At 60.6% G+C, this 16405-nt stretch carries 20 protein-coding genes; 9 read left to right on the forward strand and 11 right to left on the reverse strand.

Features of this window, described 5'->3' with window-relative positions; all coding sequences use genetic code 11:
* Positions 1–21: 21 nt before the first annotated feature.
* Complete coding sequence (locus FEE99_RS23585; RefSeq protein ID WP_041478424.1) at positions 22–777, reverse strand: spermidine synthase; 756 nt, start codon at positions 775–777, stop codon at positions 22–24.
* A gap of 151 nt (positions 778–928) precedes the next feature.
* Between FEE99_RS23585 and FEE99_RS23590 the strand changes: the two genes are divergently transcribed.
* On the forward strand, positions 929–2275 hold the full coding sequence (locus FEE99_RS23590; protein WP_041478422.1) for a class II 3-deoxy-7-phosphoheptulonate synthase: 1347 nt from the start codon (positions 929–931) through the stop codon (positions 2273–2275).
* A 131-nt stretch (positions 2276–2406) separates the two neighbouring features.
* On the opposite strand, the gene FEE99_RS23595 is transcribed toward FEE99_RS23590, so the two are convergent.
* Together FEE99_RS23595 and FEE99_RS23600 are read right to left on the reverse strand one after the other, a co-directional pair.
* Positions 2407–3633: a winged helix-turn-helix domain-containing protein gene (locus tag FEE99_RS23595; protein WP_041478420.1), complete on the reverse strand. Its 1227-nt coding sequence runs from the start codon at positions 3631–3633 to the stop codon at positions 2407–2409.
* A gap of 64 nt (positions 3634–3697) precedes the next feature.
* Positions 3698–3919 carry a DUF1127 domain-containing protein gene (locus tag FEE99_RS23600; RefSeq protein WP_016770864.1) on the reverse strand — a complete coding sequence of 74 codons (222 nt, stop codon included), beginning with the start codon at positions 3917–3919 and terminating at the stop codon, positions 3698–3700.
* 97 nt (positions 3920–4016) lie between these two features.
* On the opposite strand from FEE99_RS23600, the gene FEE99_RS23605 reads away from it, so the two are divergent.
* Positions 4017–4871 (forward strand): LysR substrate-binding domain-containing protein, encoded by an 855-nt coding sequence (locus FEE99_RS23605; RefSeq protein WP_174823892.1) that lies wholly within the window; start codon positions 4017–4019, stop codon positions 4869–4871.
* Here FEE99_RS23605 and FEE99_RS23610 read toward each other — a convergent pair.
* Entirely contained in the window at positions 4861–5607 is a 747-nt protein-coding gene (locus FEE99_RS23610) for a sulfite exporter TauE/SafE family protein (protein ID WP_221264894.1), read from the reverse strand. The genes FEE99_RS23605 and FEE99_RS23610 overlap by 11 nt on opposite strands.
* Before the next feature lie 111 nt (positions 5608–5718).
* Between FEE99_RS23610 and FEE99_RS23615 the strand changes: the two genes are divergently transcribed.
* The 4 genes from FEE99_RS23615 (at position 5719) to FEE99_RS23630 (ending at position 9001) form a co-directional block, all read left to right on the forward strand.
* Positions 5719–6675: a LysR substrate-binding domain-containing protein gene (locus tag FEE99_RS23615; protein ID WP_016770867.1), complete on the forward strand. Its 957-nt coding sequence runs from the start codon at positions 5719–5721 to the stop codon at positions 6673–6675.
* Positions 6676–6750: 75 nt separating this feature from the next.
* Positions 6751–7206, forward strand: a complete 456-nt coding sequence (locus FEE99_RS23620; RefSeq protein WP_041478418.1) for a MarR family winged helix-turn-helix transcriptional regulator — start codon at positions 6751–6753, stop codon at positions 7204–7206.
* Between the two features lie 328 nt (positions 7207–7534).
* Positions 7535–7954 (forward strand): organic hydroperoxide resistance protein, encoded by a 420-nt coding sequence (locus tag FEE99_RS23625; RefSeq protein ID WP_007940002.1) that lies wholly within the window; start codon positions 7535–7537, stop codon positions 7952–7954.
* Positions 7955–7990: 36 nt separating this feature from the next.
* On the forward strand, positions 7991–9001 hold the full coding sequence (locus FEE99_RS23630; protein ID WP_041478416.1) for an alpha/beta hydrolase: 1011 nt from the start codon (positions 7991–7993) through the stop codon (positions 8999–9001).
* A 184-nt stretch (positions 9002–9185) separates the two neighbouring features.
* Here the strand turns inward: FEE99_RS23630 and FEE99_RS23635 are convergent, their stop codons facing one another.
* Positions 9186–9755, reverse strand: a complete 570-nt coding sequence (locus FEE99_RS23635) for an elongation factor P (RefSeq protein WP_003226785.1) — start codon at positions 9753–9755, stop codon at positions 9186–9188.
* 48 nt (positions 9756–9803) lie between these two features.
* On the reverse strand, positions 9804–10946 hold the full coding sequence (gene earP, locus FEE99_RS23640) for an elongation factor P maturation arginine rhamnosyltransferase EarP (RefSeq protein ID WP_041478414.1): 1143 nt from the start codon (positions 10944–10946) through the stop codon (positions 9804–9806).
* Positions 10947–11071: 125 nt separating this feature from the next.
* Here earP and FEE99_RS23645 point away from each other — a divergent pair, with 125 nt between their 5' ends.
* Together FEE99_RS23645 and FEE99_RS23650 are read left to right on the forward strand one after the other, a co-directional pair.
* A complete protein-coding gene (locus tag FEE99_RS23645; RefSeq protein WP_041478413.1) occupies positions 11072–11485 on the forward strand; it encodes a hypothetical protein in 414 nt (137 codons plus the stop codon).
* Between the two features lie 2 nt (positions 11486–11487).
* Positions 11488–11970, forward strand: coding sequence for a GreA/GreB family elongation factor (locus FEE99_RS23650; RefSeq protein ID WP_041478411.1), 483 nt, complete (start codon positions 11488–11490; stop codon positions 11968–11970).
* Between the two features lie 9 nt (positions 11971–11979).
* Here the strand turns inward: FEE99_RS23650 and cysB are convergent, their stop codons facing one another.
* The 5 genes from cysB to FEE99_RS23675 form a co-directional block, all read right to left on the reverse strand.
* Positions 11980–12954, reverse strand: a complete 975-nt coding sequence (cysB, locus tag FEE99_RS23655; RefSeq protein WP_016770873.1) for an HTH-type transcriptional regulator CysB — start codon at positions 12952–12954, stop codon at positions 11980–11982.
* A 113-nt stretch (positions 12955–13067) separates the two neighbouring features.
* On the reverse strand, positions 13068–13571 hold the full coding sequence (locus FEE99_RS23660) for a universal stress protein (protein ID WP_041478409.1): 504 nt from the start codon (positions 13569–13571) through the stop codon (positions 13068–13070).
* A 97-nt stretch (positions 13572–13668) separates the two neighbouring features.
* Complete coding sequence (locus tag FEE99_RS23665) at positions 13669–14574, reverse strand: 5'-nucleotidase (protein WP_024013777.1); 906 nt, start codon at positions 14572–14574, stop codon at positions 13669–13671.
* 22 nt (positions 14575–14596) lie between these two features.
* On the reverse strand, positions 14597–15553 hold the full coding sequence (locus FEE99_RS23670) for a putative 2-dehydropantoate 2-reductase (protein WP_041478407.1): 957 nt from the start codon (positions 15551–15553) through the stop codon (positions 14597–14599).
* Positions 15550–15936 carry a thioredoxin family protein gene (locus FEE99_RS23675; protein WP_041478405.1) on the reverse strand — a complete coding sequence of 129 codons (387 nt, stop codon included), beginning with the start codon at positions 15934–15936 and terminating at the stop codon, positions 15550–15552. The genes FEE99_RS23670 and FEE99_RS23675 overlap by 4 nt, the downstream gene beginning before the upstream one ends.
* Here FEE99_RS23675 and FEE99_RS23680 point away from each other — a divergent pair.
* The gene (locus FEE99_RS23680) at positions 15935–16378 is read left to right on the forward strand and encodes a PilZ domain-containing protein (RefSeq protein WP_041478403.1); all 444 of its coding nucleotides are present in this window, start codon (positions 15935–15937) and stop codon (positions 16376–16378) included. The two genes, FEE99_RS23675 and FEE99_RS23680, sit on opposite strands and share 2 nt — an antisense overlap.
* Positions 16379–16405 lie beyond the last annotated feature (27 nt).

Here is a 16405-nt window from a genome sequence, read left to right on the forward strand (position 1 = left end):
GAAGGGGGCGGTCCTGCCGGCTCAGGTCGCCGGGCGAATCGCGTTGATCAACGACTGCAACGAATAACCCAGCTGCGGCGCCAGCGCTTCGGCCCGTTGGGTCAGCGCCTGCAGGTCCAGCGCCTGATCGAGATCCGCCGGGATAATCAGAATCACGTTGCCCTCCTTCACCGGCAATTCCCAGTAATGCCGGTGATAGAGGCCGCGCAACAATGCCGCGCCCAGTGGCTTGCCATCGTCGGTGGCCCACTGGTTGATCACCAGCCAGCCGCCCGGATTCAGGCGTTTCTGACAATCGCCGAGAAAACTCCAGGCCAGATGCCCGACACCGGGACCGACATCGGTATAGAGGTCGACGAAAATCAGATCCGCCGGCTCGGCAGTCGGCAGCAATTCCAGCGCATCGCCGACGCGGATGTACAAACGCGGATCATCATCCAGGCCAAGATATTCGATGGCCAGGCGCGGCACGTCCGGGCGCAGTTCGATGGCCTCGACGTCTTCGAGCGGCAGAAACTTCAGGCAAGCCTGGGTCAGTGTGCCCGCACCCAAACCGAGAAACAGCGCGCTCTCCGGCTGCTCGTGGCACAGCGCGCCGATCAGCATCGCGCGGGTGTAGTCGTACTCCAGCCAGCTCGGGTCGGCAGTGAACACGCAGCTCTGCTCGATCGCATCGCCGAACTCGAGAAAGCGGTAATCGGCCACTTCCAGCACGCGAATCACGCCGAACTCATCCTGTACTTCGGCGAGCAGATGCTCGACGCGCTCCTCAGTCATTTCGTCTCCTGATGGTCACCGGGCGCGGTGACGCGATGGCACCGCTGTGGCGCCGTGGCAAAGCGGCGATTGTCGGCGATGGGGCGGGAGCAGGTCACGCACTAATTGCTGCTAACATGGCGCTTCCCTGCGTACGAACTTCGAGACCGTGATGAGCCAACCGTGGAGCCCTGACAGCTGGCGCGCCCTGCCGATCCAGCAACAACCGCAATACCCCGACGCCGCGCACCTGCGCCAGGTCGAGCAAACATTGGCCAGCTATCCGCCGCTGGTGTTCGCCGGCGAAGCGCGCGAGCTGCGCCGCCAGTTCGCCGAAGTTACTCAGGGTCGCGCGTTTCTGTTGCAGGGCGGCGATTGCGCGGAAAGCTTCGCTGAATTCTCCGCAGCGAAGATTCGCGACACCTTTAAAGTGTTGCTGCAGATGGCGATCATCATGACCTTCGCTGCCGGTTGCCCAGTGGTCAAGGTCGGGCGCATGGCGGGTCAGTTCGCCAAGCCGCGTTCGGCCAACGACGAAACCATCGGCGACGTGACCCTGCCGGCCTATCGCGGCGACATCGTCAACGGCATCGGCTTCGACGAAAAGAGCCGCGTGCCGGATCCAGAGCGTTTGCTGCAGTCCTATCATCAGTCCACAGCGACCTTGAACCTGTTGCGCGCTTTCGCCCAGGGCGGTTTCGCCGACTTGCACCAAGTGCACAAGTGGAACCTGGATTTCATCGCCAACTCGGCGTTGGCCGAGAAGTACAGCCACCTCGCCGACCGCATCGATGAAACCCTGGCATTCATGCGCGCCTGCGGCATGGACAGCTCGCCGCAACTGCGCGAAACCAGTTTCTTCACTGCCCACGAAGCGTTGCTGCTGAACTACGAAGAAGCCTTCGTGCGCCGCGACAGCCTGACCAACGATTACTACGATTGCTCGGCGCACATGCTGTGGATCGGCGACCGCACGCGCCAGCTCGACGGCGCGCACGTTGAATTCCTGCGCGGGGTGAACAACCCGATCGGCGTCAAGGTCGGCCCGAGCATGAACCCTGATGATCTTATCCGCCTGATCGACGTGCTCAACCCGGACAACGATCCGGGGCGTTTGAACCTGATCGCGCGGATGGGTGCGAACAAGGTCGGCGATCATCTGCCGGCACTGATCCGCGCGGTCCAGCGCGAAGGCAAGCAAGTGCTGTGGAGCTCCGACCCGATGCACGGCAACACCATCAAGGCCAGCAGCGGCTACAAGACCCGTGACTTCGCGCAGATTCTTGGCGAGGTGAAGCAGTTCTTCCAGGTGCACGAAGCGGAAGGCAGCTATGCCGGCGGCATTCATATCGAGATGACCGGGCAGAATGTCACCGAGTGCATCGGCGGCGCCCGACCGATTACCGAGGATGGCTTGTCCGACCGTTATCACACCCACTGCGATCCACGGATGAATGCTGACCAGTCGCTGGAATTGGCGTTTTTGATTGCCGAGACTCTGAAGCAGGTTCGGCGATGAGGTTGGCGTTCTTTATTGCCTGAACTGGCCTCTTCGCGGGCAAGCCCGCTCCCACAGGGTTCGTGTCGTATGCAATTTATGTATCCGGCACAGAACCTGTGGGAGTCTGGCTTGCCAGCGATGGCGTCAGCTCAGTCGCACCCGATCTGCGCCAATGCCACCCCAAGCCGAGCTGCACTCTCCCGTCGACAATTCAACTGCACCCGCTCAAGCCCCAGCCAACCCGCCATCCGCCGCAAATTCAGCGCCAGCGCCAGCATGCCCTCCTCGTCCAGTCCCGATTCTTCCTCATGCACCGCATGCACCGCCAACTGCCCTGCCGCCCGTTCGGCACGCAGATCAACCCGCGCGGCGATCCGCTCGTTGTGCAAAAACGGCAGCACGTAATAGCCGTAAACCCGCTTGGGCTGCGGTGTGTAGATTTCCAGGCGATAGCGAAAATCGAACAAGCGCTCGGTGCGGCTGCGCTCCCAGATCAGCGAGTCGAACGGCGACAGCAGCGCACTGGCAATGACCTTGCGCGGCACTTTGGGCTCCGGCAGGCAATAGGCGATCTGCCGCCAGTCGGCGACTTCGCACATCTGCAATTGTCCCGCCTCAACCAGTTCAGCCAGACGCGGCCGCGCATCCGCAGGGCTCAGGCGAAAGTAATCACGCAGGTCTTTTTCCGTACCAACGCCCAACGCTTGCGCCGCATGCAACAGTAAACTGCGTTGCGCCTCGGCCTCACCCGGTTGGGGCTGCTGCAGAATCGCTGCCGGAATCACCCGCTCGGGCAAATCGTACAAACGCTCGAAACCGCGTCGCCCCGCCACTGTGACCTCACCGGCGGCGAACAACCATTCCAGCGCATGTTTCTCGGCACTCCAGTCCCACCATGGCCCGGCCTTGTCTTCGCGGGTCGACAGACTGCCGGCGCCAAGCGCGCCCCGCTCCTCAACTGCAGTCAGCACGCGGCGAATGGTTTCCTGTTGTTCGCGACCAAACCTCGCCAATTGCTGATAGATGTCTTCGCCACGCTTGGCCCGTTGCATGCGCCAGCGCAGCAACGGGTACATCGACATCGGCAACAGCGACGCTTCATGGCCCCAGTATTCGAACAGCGTGCGCCGACGGCCCGAACTCCAGACAGCCTGATCGAGCAAGTCAGATGGATAGCAACCGAGACGGGAAAACAGCGGCAGGTAGTGCGAGCGCACCACGGCATTGACGGAATCGATTTGCAGCAGACCCAGCCGTTCGATCAGCCGGTTCAAATGACTGGCATTGACGGTCGGCGGCTGGCGCCCGTTGAACCCTTGGGCAGCCAGCGCCAGACGTCGTGCCTGTTTGAGGGAAAAGGACACTGTCGCGGGCATTTATTCCTCCATGTCTGCTCGCAACCTACCTCACCTGAAAGGGGTTTGTGTAGCGATAGCCTCATCATTTATGCATCGGGTCGTCCCAGAACGGCCGCACGGTTTCGTGTTCGACATCGGCGCGGCTGATGCCGATGTCCTTCAGCGCCTCATCGCTCAGACCGGCGAGCATTTCCCGTTCACGATGCAGCTCATACCAGCGGCTGAATTTGTGCAGCAGATCGGACACGATATGGCCGTGGCCGGACAGCTGTTCTTGGCTTGCATACTCTCTTTGACCTTTCATCGTCTTGCCTCCTTTTGTGGATGGCTCAAGTCTCGCGCCGGCGCTAAGATCAATCCAACGAATGTTTCTGATGGCATGCATCACGGAGATTCATCAATTGTCCGCCTACCCCAGTATCGATACCGATGTCCTGCGCACCTTCGTCGCGATTGCCGATCAGGGCGGTTTCACCCGTGCCGGCGAGATGGTCAACCGCACCCAGTCGGCGGTGAGCATGCAGATGAAACGCCTGGAAGAAGACGTGTTGCAGCGCCAGCTGTTCGAGCGCGATGGACGCCAGGTGCGCTTGACGGCCGAAGGCCAGGTGCTGCTCGGTTATGCACGGCGCATCCTCAAACTGCACAGTGAGGTGTTCAACACCCTGCGCGAGCCGCACATGGTCGGCACCGTTCGCATCGGTACGCCGGATGATTATGTGATGCGTTTTCTGCCGGGAATCCTGTCGCGGTTTGCGCAGTTCTATCCGCTGATCCAGATCGAGGTGCATTGCGAATCGACCAAACAACTGTTGCAGCGCACTGATCTGGACTTGTCGATCGTCACCCGTGAGCCGGGCAACGAGATCGGCCAGTTGCTGCGCAAGGAGCGCTTTGTCTGGGCCGAGGCACAGAACTTCAGCGCCCACGAACAGACGCCGCTGCCCCTGGCGATGTTCAACAGTGATTGTTTCTGCCGCCTGTGGGCGTGCAATGCGCTGGACGCGATGGGCCGCGATTACCGCATCGCCTACAACAGCAGCAGCCTGTCGGCGCTGATGGCGGTAGTCAGCGCGGGGCTGGCGATCACCGCGCAACTGGAAAGCCTGATCACCCCGGACATGCGCATCCTTGGCGCCGCCGAAGATCTGCCGCTGTTGCCCGAGGCGAGCATCATGCTGATCCGCAACTTGAACAACCCGTCGCCGATCACCGAGTGCCTGGCCGAACACATTGTCGAGGGCTTCAAACTTTAAACGCGAGCATCACCGCACACAGCACGAGGAAGCCGCAGAACAGCCCGCGCAGAATTTTTTCCGGCATGGCGTGGGCAACTTTCACGCCCCAACTGATGCTGAGCAGACCACCGACCGCCAGAGGCAGACCGATCATCCAGTCGACTTCATGGTGCACGGCGTAGGTCACCAGAGTTACACCAGTGCTCGGCAGGGCCAGCGCCAGCGACAAGCCCTGAGCAACCACTTGGCTGGTGCCGAACAGGCTGGTCAACACCGGCGTGGCGACCACGGCGCCGCCGACGCCGAACAGACCGCCCATGGTCCCCGAGGCGGCGCCGAGCACGCCCAGCCACGGCCACGAATAGCGCATCTCGGCAGTCGGCGCTGGGCGCGGGCCGAACATCTTCAACAGGTTGTAGGCCGACAGCGCCACCAGAAAGGCGACAAAGCCGATGCGCATGGTCTGCGCATCGATGCCCACCGCCCAGATCGAGCCGAGCCAGGCAAAGCAGAAACCCATCACCGCCAGCGGCAGCGCATGGCGCAATTCGATGCGATTGCGCTGGTGATAACGCCACAGCGCCAACATCACGTTCGGTACCACCATCACCAGCGCCGTGCCTTGGGCGATCTGCTGATCAAGCCCGAACCACACGCCAAGCAACGGAATCGCAATCAAGCCACCGCCAATGCCAAAGATCCCGCCCAATGTGCCAAGGGCAGCGCCGAACAGCAGGTACAACAGAAAATCCATCACAACGGTAATCCTCTAACGACAGGCGGCCAATGCTACGCACTCGCGCCTAGCGGGGAAACGCATAGCAACGCACAATGGCTATGCCGATTTTGCACAAGCGTGATTTCCATGAATCCCAACCAATTGACCGATCAGCTCGGCCTGTTTCTCGATGTGCTGGAGAGTGGCAGCTTTTCTGCCGCTTCGCGCCGCCATCCGCTGACACCATCCGCCGTGGCCCGGCGCATCGACAGCCTGGAAAGTGCCGTCGGCAGTCAGCTGTTCGTGCGCAGCACCCATGCCGTGCTGCCGACTTCGGCCGGCCTGGCCTTTGCCGAACGGGCGCGGCGGATCATCGCCGAGTTGCAACTGGCACGCGCCGAGGCGGTATCGTTGAGCAGCGCGCCGGAAGGTCTGATCCGCATCGATGCGCCAGCAGCTTTCGGGCGGCGACATCTGGCGCCGGTAATTGCCGATTTTCTCCTGCTGTATCCGGGACTCGATGTGCAGATGCACCTGATCGACAGCTTCAGCGACATGGCCGGCAGCAGCCTGGGCAAGGTCGATCTGGTGCTGCGTACCGGCCAGTTGGCTGACTCGCGCCTGGTCGCCACGCCATTGGCGAGCATGGTCCGCGTCGCCTGCGCCAGCCCTGACTATCTCAAGCAGCGTGGCGTGCCCGAGCACCCGGCGCAGTTGAGTGAACACGACGGGCTCGACTGGGAAGGCCTTGCGCCGCCGTTTGCCTGGAAATTCGAAGTGGACGGGCAAATGCAATTGCACCGGCCATCGCGCGTACGTCTGAGCGCCAACAATGCCGAAGCTCTGGCGTGTGGCGCGGCGGCGGGTCTGGGCGTCGCACACTTGCCGACCTGGCTGGCCAGCGAATACCTGCTGCGTGGCGAACTGGTGCCACTGTTCTGCGAAAATGGCCTGCCGCCGCCGGAGTCCACCGGCATTTACGCGCTGCGCATGGAACAGCAGGTCCATTCGCGCAGTCGGTTATTGCTGGAATATCTGAAAACCCGCTTCAGCCCTGTGCCGCCGTGGGATCTGGCGTTGCAACGGCAATTCGCCCGGCACTGACGCCGGACATATTTATCTGGCGCCTTAAAGATTCGAGCGCTAGATTAAAAAACGATCAACGATCAAGGCTTTGACATGACTTCCGAACGCGACAACTGCGACGACCTGCTGCTCGACAATCAGGCGTGCTTCGCCCTGCACTCGACCTCGCTGATGATGACCAAGGTCTACAAGCCGCTGTTGCAGGCGCTGGGCCTGACCTATCCGCAATATCTGGCGATGATGGTGCTGTGGGAGAAGGACGGTCTGACTGTCGGAGAAATCAGCGCACGCCTGCTGACCGATCCGGGATCGCTGACGCCATTGCTCAAGCGTCTGGAAGCCGAAGGCCTGCTCAGCCGCACCCGCAGTCGCGAAGATGAGCGGGTGGTGATTGTCGAACTGACCGCAGCGGGTCGGGCCTTGCGCGACAAGGCGCAGACCGTGCCGCAGTGCATTCTTGGCGCCAGTGGCTTCACCCTTGAACGTCTGCAGAAATTGCAGGCCGAGCTGCAAGCGCTGCGCAGTCATCTGCAAGACAGCCTGAATTAAGCCCCGCTACATTCCCCTGTGGGAGCGAGCCTGCTCGCGAAAGCGTCCGATCAGACAGCGAGTCGTTGAATGTTCCACCGCCTTCGCGAGCAGGCTCGCTCCCACAGTGATTTCAGCGCTAACAAAAATATTTTTCCCGCCTGAATTCCCTCGTCACGCCCTCTAAATCAAGCCTTGCGCTCCCCTTCCACGCCTTGCCTTTGAGAAAAACACCCTTTTTATCGAAAATTTATCTTGCGCACTAAACATTAGCGCTATACATTCTCTTCACACCTACTTAGCGCACAAACAATTAGCGCACAAAACCACAACCCATGAGGCTCACACCATGCAAACTCTCTACACCGCAATCGCAACTTCCACTGGCGGCCGTGACGGTCGTGCGATCTCCAGCGACAACGTACTCGACGTCAAACTGGCCACCCCGAAAGAACTTGGCGGTGCTGGCGGCGCGGCGACCAACCCTGAGCAACTGTTCGCTGCCGGTTACTCGGCCTGCTTCATCGGCGCACTGAAATTCGTCGCCAGCCAGACCAAGCGCAAGATTCCTGACGACGCGTCGATTACCGCGCACGTCGGCATCGGCCAGATCCCTGGCGGTTTCGGTCTGGACATCGATTTGCACATCAGCCTGCCAGGCCTGGAACAAGCCGATGCGCAGTCGCTGGTCGACGCCGCTCACCAAGTCTGCCCGTACTCCAACGCCACCCGTGGCAACGTCGATGTGCGCCTGCACGTGACCGTGTAATCACTCAAGCCCCCGGCCCGAACAAGGAAATTGAACATGAACACTTTCAGCAAAGTCTTGACCGGTACCCTTCTCGCCCTGTCGGTACACAGCGCTTTCGCCGGTGATGTCGAACACAACACCCAGGCATTCCTCGATGCGCTGAACTCAGGCAGCGGCAAGCCGATCGAGCAGCTGTCGCCCAAGGATGCCCGCGCCGTGCTGGTCGGCGCGCAGTCCGGGGTCAAGTTGACGCTGCCCAAAGCCGATGTCAGCGAGAAAACGGTGCAGGTCGATGGTCAACCGCTGAGCCTGACCATCGTCCGGCCGGCCGGGGTCAAGGGTGAGCTGCCGGTGTTCATGTTCTTCCATGGCGGCGGCTGGGTGCTGGGGGACTTCCCGACTCACGAACGTCTGGTGCGCGATCTGGTGGTCGGTTCGGGTGCGGCGGCGGTGTTCGTCAATTACACCCCTTCGCCGGAAGCGCATTACCCGGTGGCGATCAACCAGGCCTACGCTGCGACCAAATGGGTGGCGGAACACGGTAAAGAGATCAATGTCGATGGCAAGCGCCTGGCCGTGGCCGGCAACAGCGTCGGCGGCAACATGGCCGCAGTGGTTGCACTGATGGCCAAGGACAAGGGCACCCCGGCGATCAAATTCCAGGTACTGCTGTGGCCGGTGACCGATGCCAACTTCGACACCGGTTCGTACAACCAGTACGCCGAAGGACACTTCCTCACCCGCAACATGATGAAGTGGTTCTGGGACAACTACACCACCGACGCCAAGCAGCGCAACGAGATCTACGCTTCACCGCTGCGCGCCACCACCGCGCAACTCAAAGGTCTGCCACCTGCACTGGTGCAGACGGCCAGCGCCGACGTGTTGCGTGACGAAGGCGAAGCCTATGCGCGCAAACTCGACGAGGCCGGGGTTCCGGTTACATCGGTGCGGTTCAACGGCATGATCCACGATTACGGTTTGCTCAACGTGGTCAGCCAGGTGCCTGCGGTGCGGTCGGCGATGTTGCAGGCGTCTGAAGAACTGAAGCAACACTTGAAGTAACCACAGTCCCATTGTGGGAGCGAGCCTGCTCGCGAAAGCGTCCCGTCAGACAGCGCTTCATTGAATGACACACCGCATTCGCGAGCAGGCTCGCTCCCACATGGGACAGGTGTGAAACTCAAAGCGCAGGCACAAAAAAACCCGACTCAATGGTCGGGTTTTTTCTTTCCGCAAAAAGCAGTGCTTATTTCGCACGGCCTTTGTAGGAACCGCCTTCGCGGGTATCGATCTCGATCATGTCGCCGATTTCGATGAAGTCGGCAACCGACAGCTCGGTACCGTTCTTCAGTTTGGCAGGCTTCATCACCTTGCCGGAAGTGTCACCGCGAGCGGAGCCTTCGGTGTAGTCAACCTGACGCACGATGGTGGTCGGCAGCTCTACGGAAACCAGACGCTCTTCGAAGAACACGGCTTCGCAAACGTCGGTCATGCCTTCTTCAACGAAAGGCAGAACGCTTTCGATGTCTTCGGCGTTCAGCTCGTACATGGTGTAGTCAGTGGTGTCCATGAACGTGTAGGTGTCACCGCTGATGAACGACAGGGTGGCTTCTTTACGATCCAGGATCACGTCGTCCAGTTTGTCGTCCGCACCGTAAACGGTTTCGGTCTTGTAACCGGTCAGCAGGTTCTTCAGCTTGGTCTTCATGATCGCGCTGTTACGGCCCGACTTGGTGAATTCAGCTTTCTGAACCAGCCAAGGATCGTTGTCGATACGGATCACGGTACCGGGTTTGAGTTCTTTACCAGTTTTCATTGCGAATATCCGAATTTGGATGGGATTTACAAAAATCTAGGCCGCGTATCATATCCAATTTACATAAAACTGTACCAGCGCCGTGGCAAGATCCGCCTGCAAGGCCTGTTCCAGACACCATGCCTCGGCATTTTTCTCGAGTTCCGGCCGATGACTTCGCACCGCCAGCCAGTGCTCGCCGATCGGTTGCCCGGCGCTCCACGCTCGCCACAGACCGTTCATCGCCTGCGCCGCAGCGGGGGAAAGGCCGTGAGTGTAGAGCGCGAGGAAAGCGTCGAGCTTGTCCAGATGGATGTCATCGTCCTGCTGATAGATGTGCCAGAGCATCGGCCGCCCCGCCCATTGCGCGCGCACGAATGAGTCTTCACCGCGCACCGCGTTGAAATCGCAGCACCACAGCAGATGGTCGTATTGATCCTGACGGACGAACGGCAGCACCTGCACGGTGAGCGAATCGCGCACGTGAATCGCTCCGGCCGTCAGGGTTTCCACATTCAGCCAGCGCGCCACATCGCCGAGGATCCGCCCTTCCGGCACCAGCAGGTGAGTCGCCTGTGCGTCGGCCGCCAGCACATCCAGCCAACTGGCCAACCCGGCATTTTCATAAGCAAACAGCGAGATCAGTTGCGCATCGGGCGCAGGATCAATGCCCAGGCCTTGCAGGAAATGTCGCTGAGCCGGCCGATCCTGCTGAAACTGCCGACGCTGTTCGAGCAGTCCGCGTTCGCGCAGCAGGCCACCGGTGCCCGGTTTGAAGCCTGGAAAGAAGAAGAACTTCTGCACCGATTTGTATTTCACCGACGGCAAGCCATGGCAGCCGGTGACCCAGTCTTCGGCGCTGAGATAATCGAGGTTGAGCCACAGCGGCCGCGTTTCCCGCGCAGCCATGCTGTCCATGTAATCAGTGGGCAACTGACAGGCGAAGGCGGCGATGACTACGTCGGCCGCCTCGGCGTGCGGCCATTCGCTCGGCCACTGACGCACCTCGACGCCCTGCTGCCATTGCTGCACAACATCGACATCGATCTCAGGACAGAGGCGCTCGAACGCGCGTAGATCATCCACCCACAGGCGCACCGGCAAGGCATGTTCGGCCACCAGTTGCCGGGCCAGGCGCCAGGTCACGCCGATGTCACCGAAGTTATCGACCACGGTGCAGAAAATGTCCCAGCGGGGTTTCGCTTCAGGCATGCCGTTCTCCCGTTGGCAAAAGACCTCGATTGTCCGCATAAATGCGCTCGCGCAGAAGAGCCGACGGCGATTAATCTTCGTGCGACAATCGCCACTTGCCCGCAACCATCCGCCAGGAGGCCGCCATGCCCTACCGTCCGAATCCGCGTCGTCCCTTGCCTGTTCAGCTTAGCGCGCTGCATCTGACCGGCAGCATTGCGCTGGGCCTGTGGCTGGGGTTCCTGGCGATTGCGCTGACCTGCTGGCTGCTATCGCGCTTCATCTTTCCCGAGCAATTGGCCCCGGTGGCTCAAGCGGTGCAGCAATTGGCCAATCCGCCAGTTGCAGTCGAGCCACAGCCGGACGTCGCACCGCCGCCAACGCCGCTGTTCCAACAGTACGAAGAAAACCTGCGCAAGAATGAACAGCAGGCCCGACTGGACCAGGCGCGCGCCAATTCGCGCAATGCGTCGAACCCGAAATGCCAGTTCTGGCTGCAGCAGGACCAGACCGCGCCGACGGAAAAGAGCCGCGCCAACGTTTTGCAATTCTGCGATTGATCATGAATAAACACAGCGTCCACCAATTGATTCTCGACAAGCTGCGCATCGACCTCGACATCGCCGAACGCGCCGCGCAAACCGCCTACGAAACCGCGACCCACGAAGAAAACATCGCCGAAAACAAATACGACACGCTGGGGCTGGAGGCGTCGTATCTGGCGGCGGGTCAGGCGAAACGGGTTGAGGAGATTCGTCAGTCACTAGCGCTGTGCCAGAACCTGACGTTGCGTGCCTACGACGAAAACCGCGGCATCGAAGTCGGCGCCCTGCTCGGCCTGGAGGACGAAAAGGGTCGCGAGCAGTGGCTGTTTCTGGCGCCGGATGCGGCGGGGCTGAAAGTCGACGTGGTGGGTCAGCCGGTTACCGTCATCACCCCGCGCTCGCCGCTGGGCAAAAGCCTGCTGGGCAAGTTCGAGGGCGATCAGGTGGAGATTCTGGTGGCGGGCACCCGGCAACAGTTTGCTGTCACCGAGGTGCTCTGAAGCGGGTGCTTAGTGAACGGGCAGTTCGACGCCGTCGAACAGCTCTTCGAGCTCTTGCTTGTTGTGGCACTGAATGGCCTTGGCCATGACTTCGCGGGTCAGGTGCGGGGCGAATTTCTCGATGAAGTCGCACATGAAGCCACGCAGGAAGGTGCCACGACGGAAACCGATCTTGGTGATGCTCGACTCGAACAGCTCGCTGGCATCCAGCACCACCAGGTCGTTATCGAGTTTGGTATCGACGGCCATTTTAGCCACGATGCCTACGCCCAGCCCCAGACGCACGTAGGTTTTGATCACGTCGGCGTCAGCAGCGGTGAACACCACTTTCGGCGTCAGGCCACGATGGCTGAAGGCTTCGTCGAGCTTGGAACGGCCGGTGAAACCGAACACGTAAGTAACAATCGGATATTCGGCCAGCGCTTCGAGGGTCAGCTTCGGCAGCTTGGTCAGCGGGTGGCCGTGGGGTACGACCACGCAGCGGTTCCAGCGATAGCACGGCATCATCACCAGATCGCCGAACAGCTCCAGCGCTTCAGTGGCAATAGCGAAATCGACGGTGCCGTCAGCGGCCATTTCGGCGATCTGCATCGGCGAGCCCTGATGCATGTGCAGGGCCACGTCCGGGTATTGCTTGATGAAATTGCTGATCACCGGCGGCAGCGCATAACGCGCCTGGGTGTGGGTGGTGGCGATCGACAGGGTGCCCTTTTTCTCGTTGGAGAATTCCTGGGCAATCTGCTTGATGCTTTCGACTTTGCGCAGAATCTCGCCGGCGGTGGTGATGATGCGCTCGCCGGCCGGGGTGACGCGGGTCAGGTGCTTGCCGCTGCGGGCGAAGACTTCGACGCCCAGCTCGTCTTCCAGCAGGCGGATCTGCTTACTGATGCCCGGTTGCGAGGTGTACAGGCTTTGAGCGGTAGCGGAAACGTTGAGGTCGTGGTGCGCCACTTCCCAGATGTAGCGCAGTTGTTGAAGCTTCATATCAATCCCTCAAAGCAGGTAGACGCCACGGGCATCAGCGACGGTATATAACTATATTAATGGTTCGAAGAATAAATCTAGAACTTTTTTATCAAAACGCCATTATTCCTGCTTCAACGATCGTCCCGCCGCCGGCGCTCCATCAGCGGCACCAGATAGACCGGCACCTTGGCCAACTGCAGAACCCGCGCCGCCGTGCGCCCCAACGGCGTTTCCGCGCCGACGCCATGGCTGTGACTGCCGACGATCAGCAGATCGACCGAGAGCTTGTGCACCTGGTCGAGAATCACCTGCGACGGATCACCCTGCAGCACGCGCACCGCGCGTATGCGCTGCAGATCCTGTTCGCCGTCGTCCCCCAGTTCTTCACGAAAGCTGTCGAGCACCCGTTGTTCGATATTGGCAATGACTGTTTTCAGACCCTGACTATGGAATTCGTTCAATGCCTGTTCGTCGAGATAGCTTTGCAGCACTGACTCGGCAAACAGGCCCATGGGTTCCACCGCGTGTACTACATAAAGATCGGCATTGAAGGTGCGCGCCAAGGCCAGGGCATGCTGCATCACGAACGGTGCGTACAGACCGAGGTCGGTGGCATACAGCATTGAGCGAATCATGGGACCTCCTCGCGAGCCAACGATGGCGGAGATTGATTCAGCTTAGCAGTGCCTTGGCGAGTACGACGTGCGACGCAACGTCCTGAATGAAAAGGCTCTAGATCGGCGGTTCGTTGCTGATGCCGTGGGGCACGTGGCCGGTGGCGACCACTTCGCGAGCCAGCTCGCAATGACCGGTCTGGTCATCGAAGAACACGTCAGCGGCGAAGGCTTCGAGGAACGCCGATTTGGTCAGGCCACCGAGAAACAGCGACTCATCGAGGCGGATATCCCATTCCCGCAGTGTGCGAATCACCCGCTCATGGGCCGGCGCCGAACGCGCGGTAACCAGCGCCGTGCGAATCGGGCAATCGTCATCGGGAAACTCGCGCTGCAACAGATTGAGCGCTGCCAGGAAGCCCTTGAACGGCCCACCGCGCAAAGGCTCGCGTGCCGATTCGCGTTCCTTGGCCTGAAACGCTTCCAGGCCGCCGGACTGATAGACGCGCTCGGACTCGTCGGAAAAGATCACCGCATCACCGTCAAAGGCGATACGTAATTCATCACTGGCCGCACGGCTCGCGCCACCGGACAGAATCGTTGCCGCAGCGAACCCGGCGTCCAGCGCCGCACGCACGTCTTCGGCGTGGGTCGAGAGAAACAGGTCGCAGCCAAACGCTTTCAGATAAGGGTACGGACTGCGCCCACCGACGAACGCCGCACGAGAAATCGCCAAGCCGTAATGATGAATCGAATTGAACACGCGCAGACCGGTGTCGGCGCTGTTGCGGGAAACCAGAATCACCTCGACCCGCGCGCGGCCGAGGCGGCTGTTCAGGCTCAGGAGTTTTTCCACCAGCGGGAACGCATCGCCCGGCGCGAGGATTTCGTCCTCGTGCTCGATCTGATATTGCCGATAGGCTTCGACGCCGCTCGACAGGTAGACCTTGTGGCTTTCGCTCAGGTCGAACAAGGCGCGCGAGGAAATCGCCAGCACCAGTTTGTCATCGATGTTATTGGCCATGCCTTCCCCCAGAACAACCGACTCAGGTATTGCGTCGGTCGATAAAACCCAAATGGCGATACAGCGCCTCGATGCGCGGCAACTCGCAGCCCGCCGCGTTCGCCGCCGCCAGTGGCCGGGCGTAAATCGCCTCCAGCTCCAGCAGACGTTTGTGTGCAAAGTCGTGGTACATGCTCGGCCAGTAATCGGGCATTTTCTCGGTCATGGTGAACAGGTACTCGGCATAGCCGGGCGGGATCTCGTATCCACAGGCCCGGGCGCCCTGCACCACTTCCGCCATCAGTGCCTGAATCGACACGCGGCTGTCAGCATCAGCCATCAGCGCTTCGGTTCCCGCGCCGAGCAACACCGAAAGTCCGTTATAGGGAATATTCCACACCAGTTTCTGCCAGCGCGCCTGATGCAGGTTGGCCATCGCCTGCGAGTCGATGCCGGCGGCACGGAACAGTCCGGCTCCCTCTTCGACGATCGCCATGCGCGCTACTTCATCAATGGCCGAGCCGCTGTGATAACCGACATTCACCGCGCCAAGGGCCTGATGGGTAATCTGCCCCGGCCCCTCGCGGTGCACGCAGATCAGGCACAGACCACCGAGCAGATGCAGCGAATCCGGCAACAGCGGCCGCAGGCTGTCTTCGACATCCAGACCGTTTTGCAGCAACAGCACTTTTGCATCGGGTTTAGCGGCTTGAATGATCGCCGGGGCCAGATCGGCGTTGCTGGTGGTCTTGGTGCCGACCAGCAGCCAGTCACAGGGCGGCATGTCTTCGGCAGCGGAATAGGCATTGGCCGGATTCAGCGTCAACTGTCCGAGCACCGCACTGTTGATCTGCAAACCGCGCTCAGCCACCGCCGAGAATTCGCTGCGCAACAAAAAGTGCACGTCGAAACCGGCACGCGCCAGCATCACCCCGTAGAACCCGCCGATTGCACCGGTGCCGATAATCCCCACCACCGGTTTGCTGACTGTCTCGCTCATGGCAACTCCTCTGCAATTCGACTCAGCGATTGCGCCACCGCCTGGTTGAGTTGATCAACCGTCAGACGTGTGTGCACTGCGCCAAAGAACTCGCCGTCGCGCACCACAAACAGCGCCGGCAAATGAAACACCTGATAACGCTCGACCAGCCCGCCATTGTCGCCGGCGTCAATCCAGCACAGCCGATCGATAGCCAGCGGCAATCCCGGCAACACCTCGCGGGCATAACGACAACTGGCACAGCCGACGCTGGTGAAGATCACCAGAGAAACCCCGCGCATCGCCAGCAGCCGCTGGTCGGCGTCGAAGTCGGTCAGCTCGGATTCGACCACTATACTGGGGGAAACAATGTCAGATGGCCGACACAGGGAGTCTGTGCTCATGGGACGTTTCATTCCTCATCCGGACGAAGTGCCGGTTGAATTGACGTTACTCAAGCCTGAATGCATTTCCAGACAACAGCTGCACACTATCAGCCTCGGCGGCATCGCTTGCAATTACCACCGCGCCTGGCGCCACGGCACTGCACTGCAAGTACGCATGCCGACGCTGAATGCCGACTTCTGTTGCCCGGGCTACGTGGCCTGGTGTCTGCGCCGTAAAAAAGGCTATCTGGTGGGCATCGCCTTCACTGACGAACAGACCCTGTTCAGCGCGCGAATGGGTGAGCAGGTGTGTCAGATCGAACGCTATTCGCGCATGCAGGACAGCCACGACGACCTGCAGGATATTCAGGCGCTGGCCCTGCAATGGGTCGAGGAGCATGCCGAAGAGTTCTCCCACGACAACTTGCGCAAGGCTTTCGCGCAGCCAGCGCTGGACTAAAGCACAGTTTGCCCATTGTCGAGCCGC

The sequence above is a fragment of the Pseudomonas sp. ef1 genome, assembly GCF_007293365.2.
GTDB classification, from domain to species: domain Bacteria; phylum Pseudomonadota; class Gammaproteobacteria; order Pseudomonadales; family Pseudomonadaceae; genus Aquipseudomonas; species Aquipseudomonas siliginis.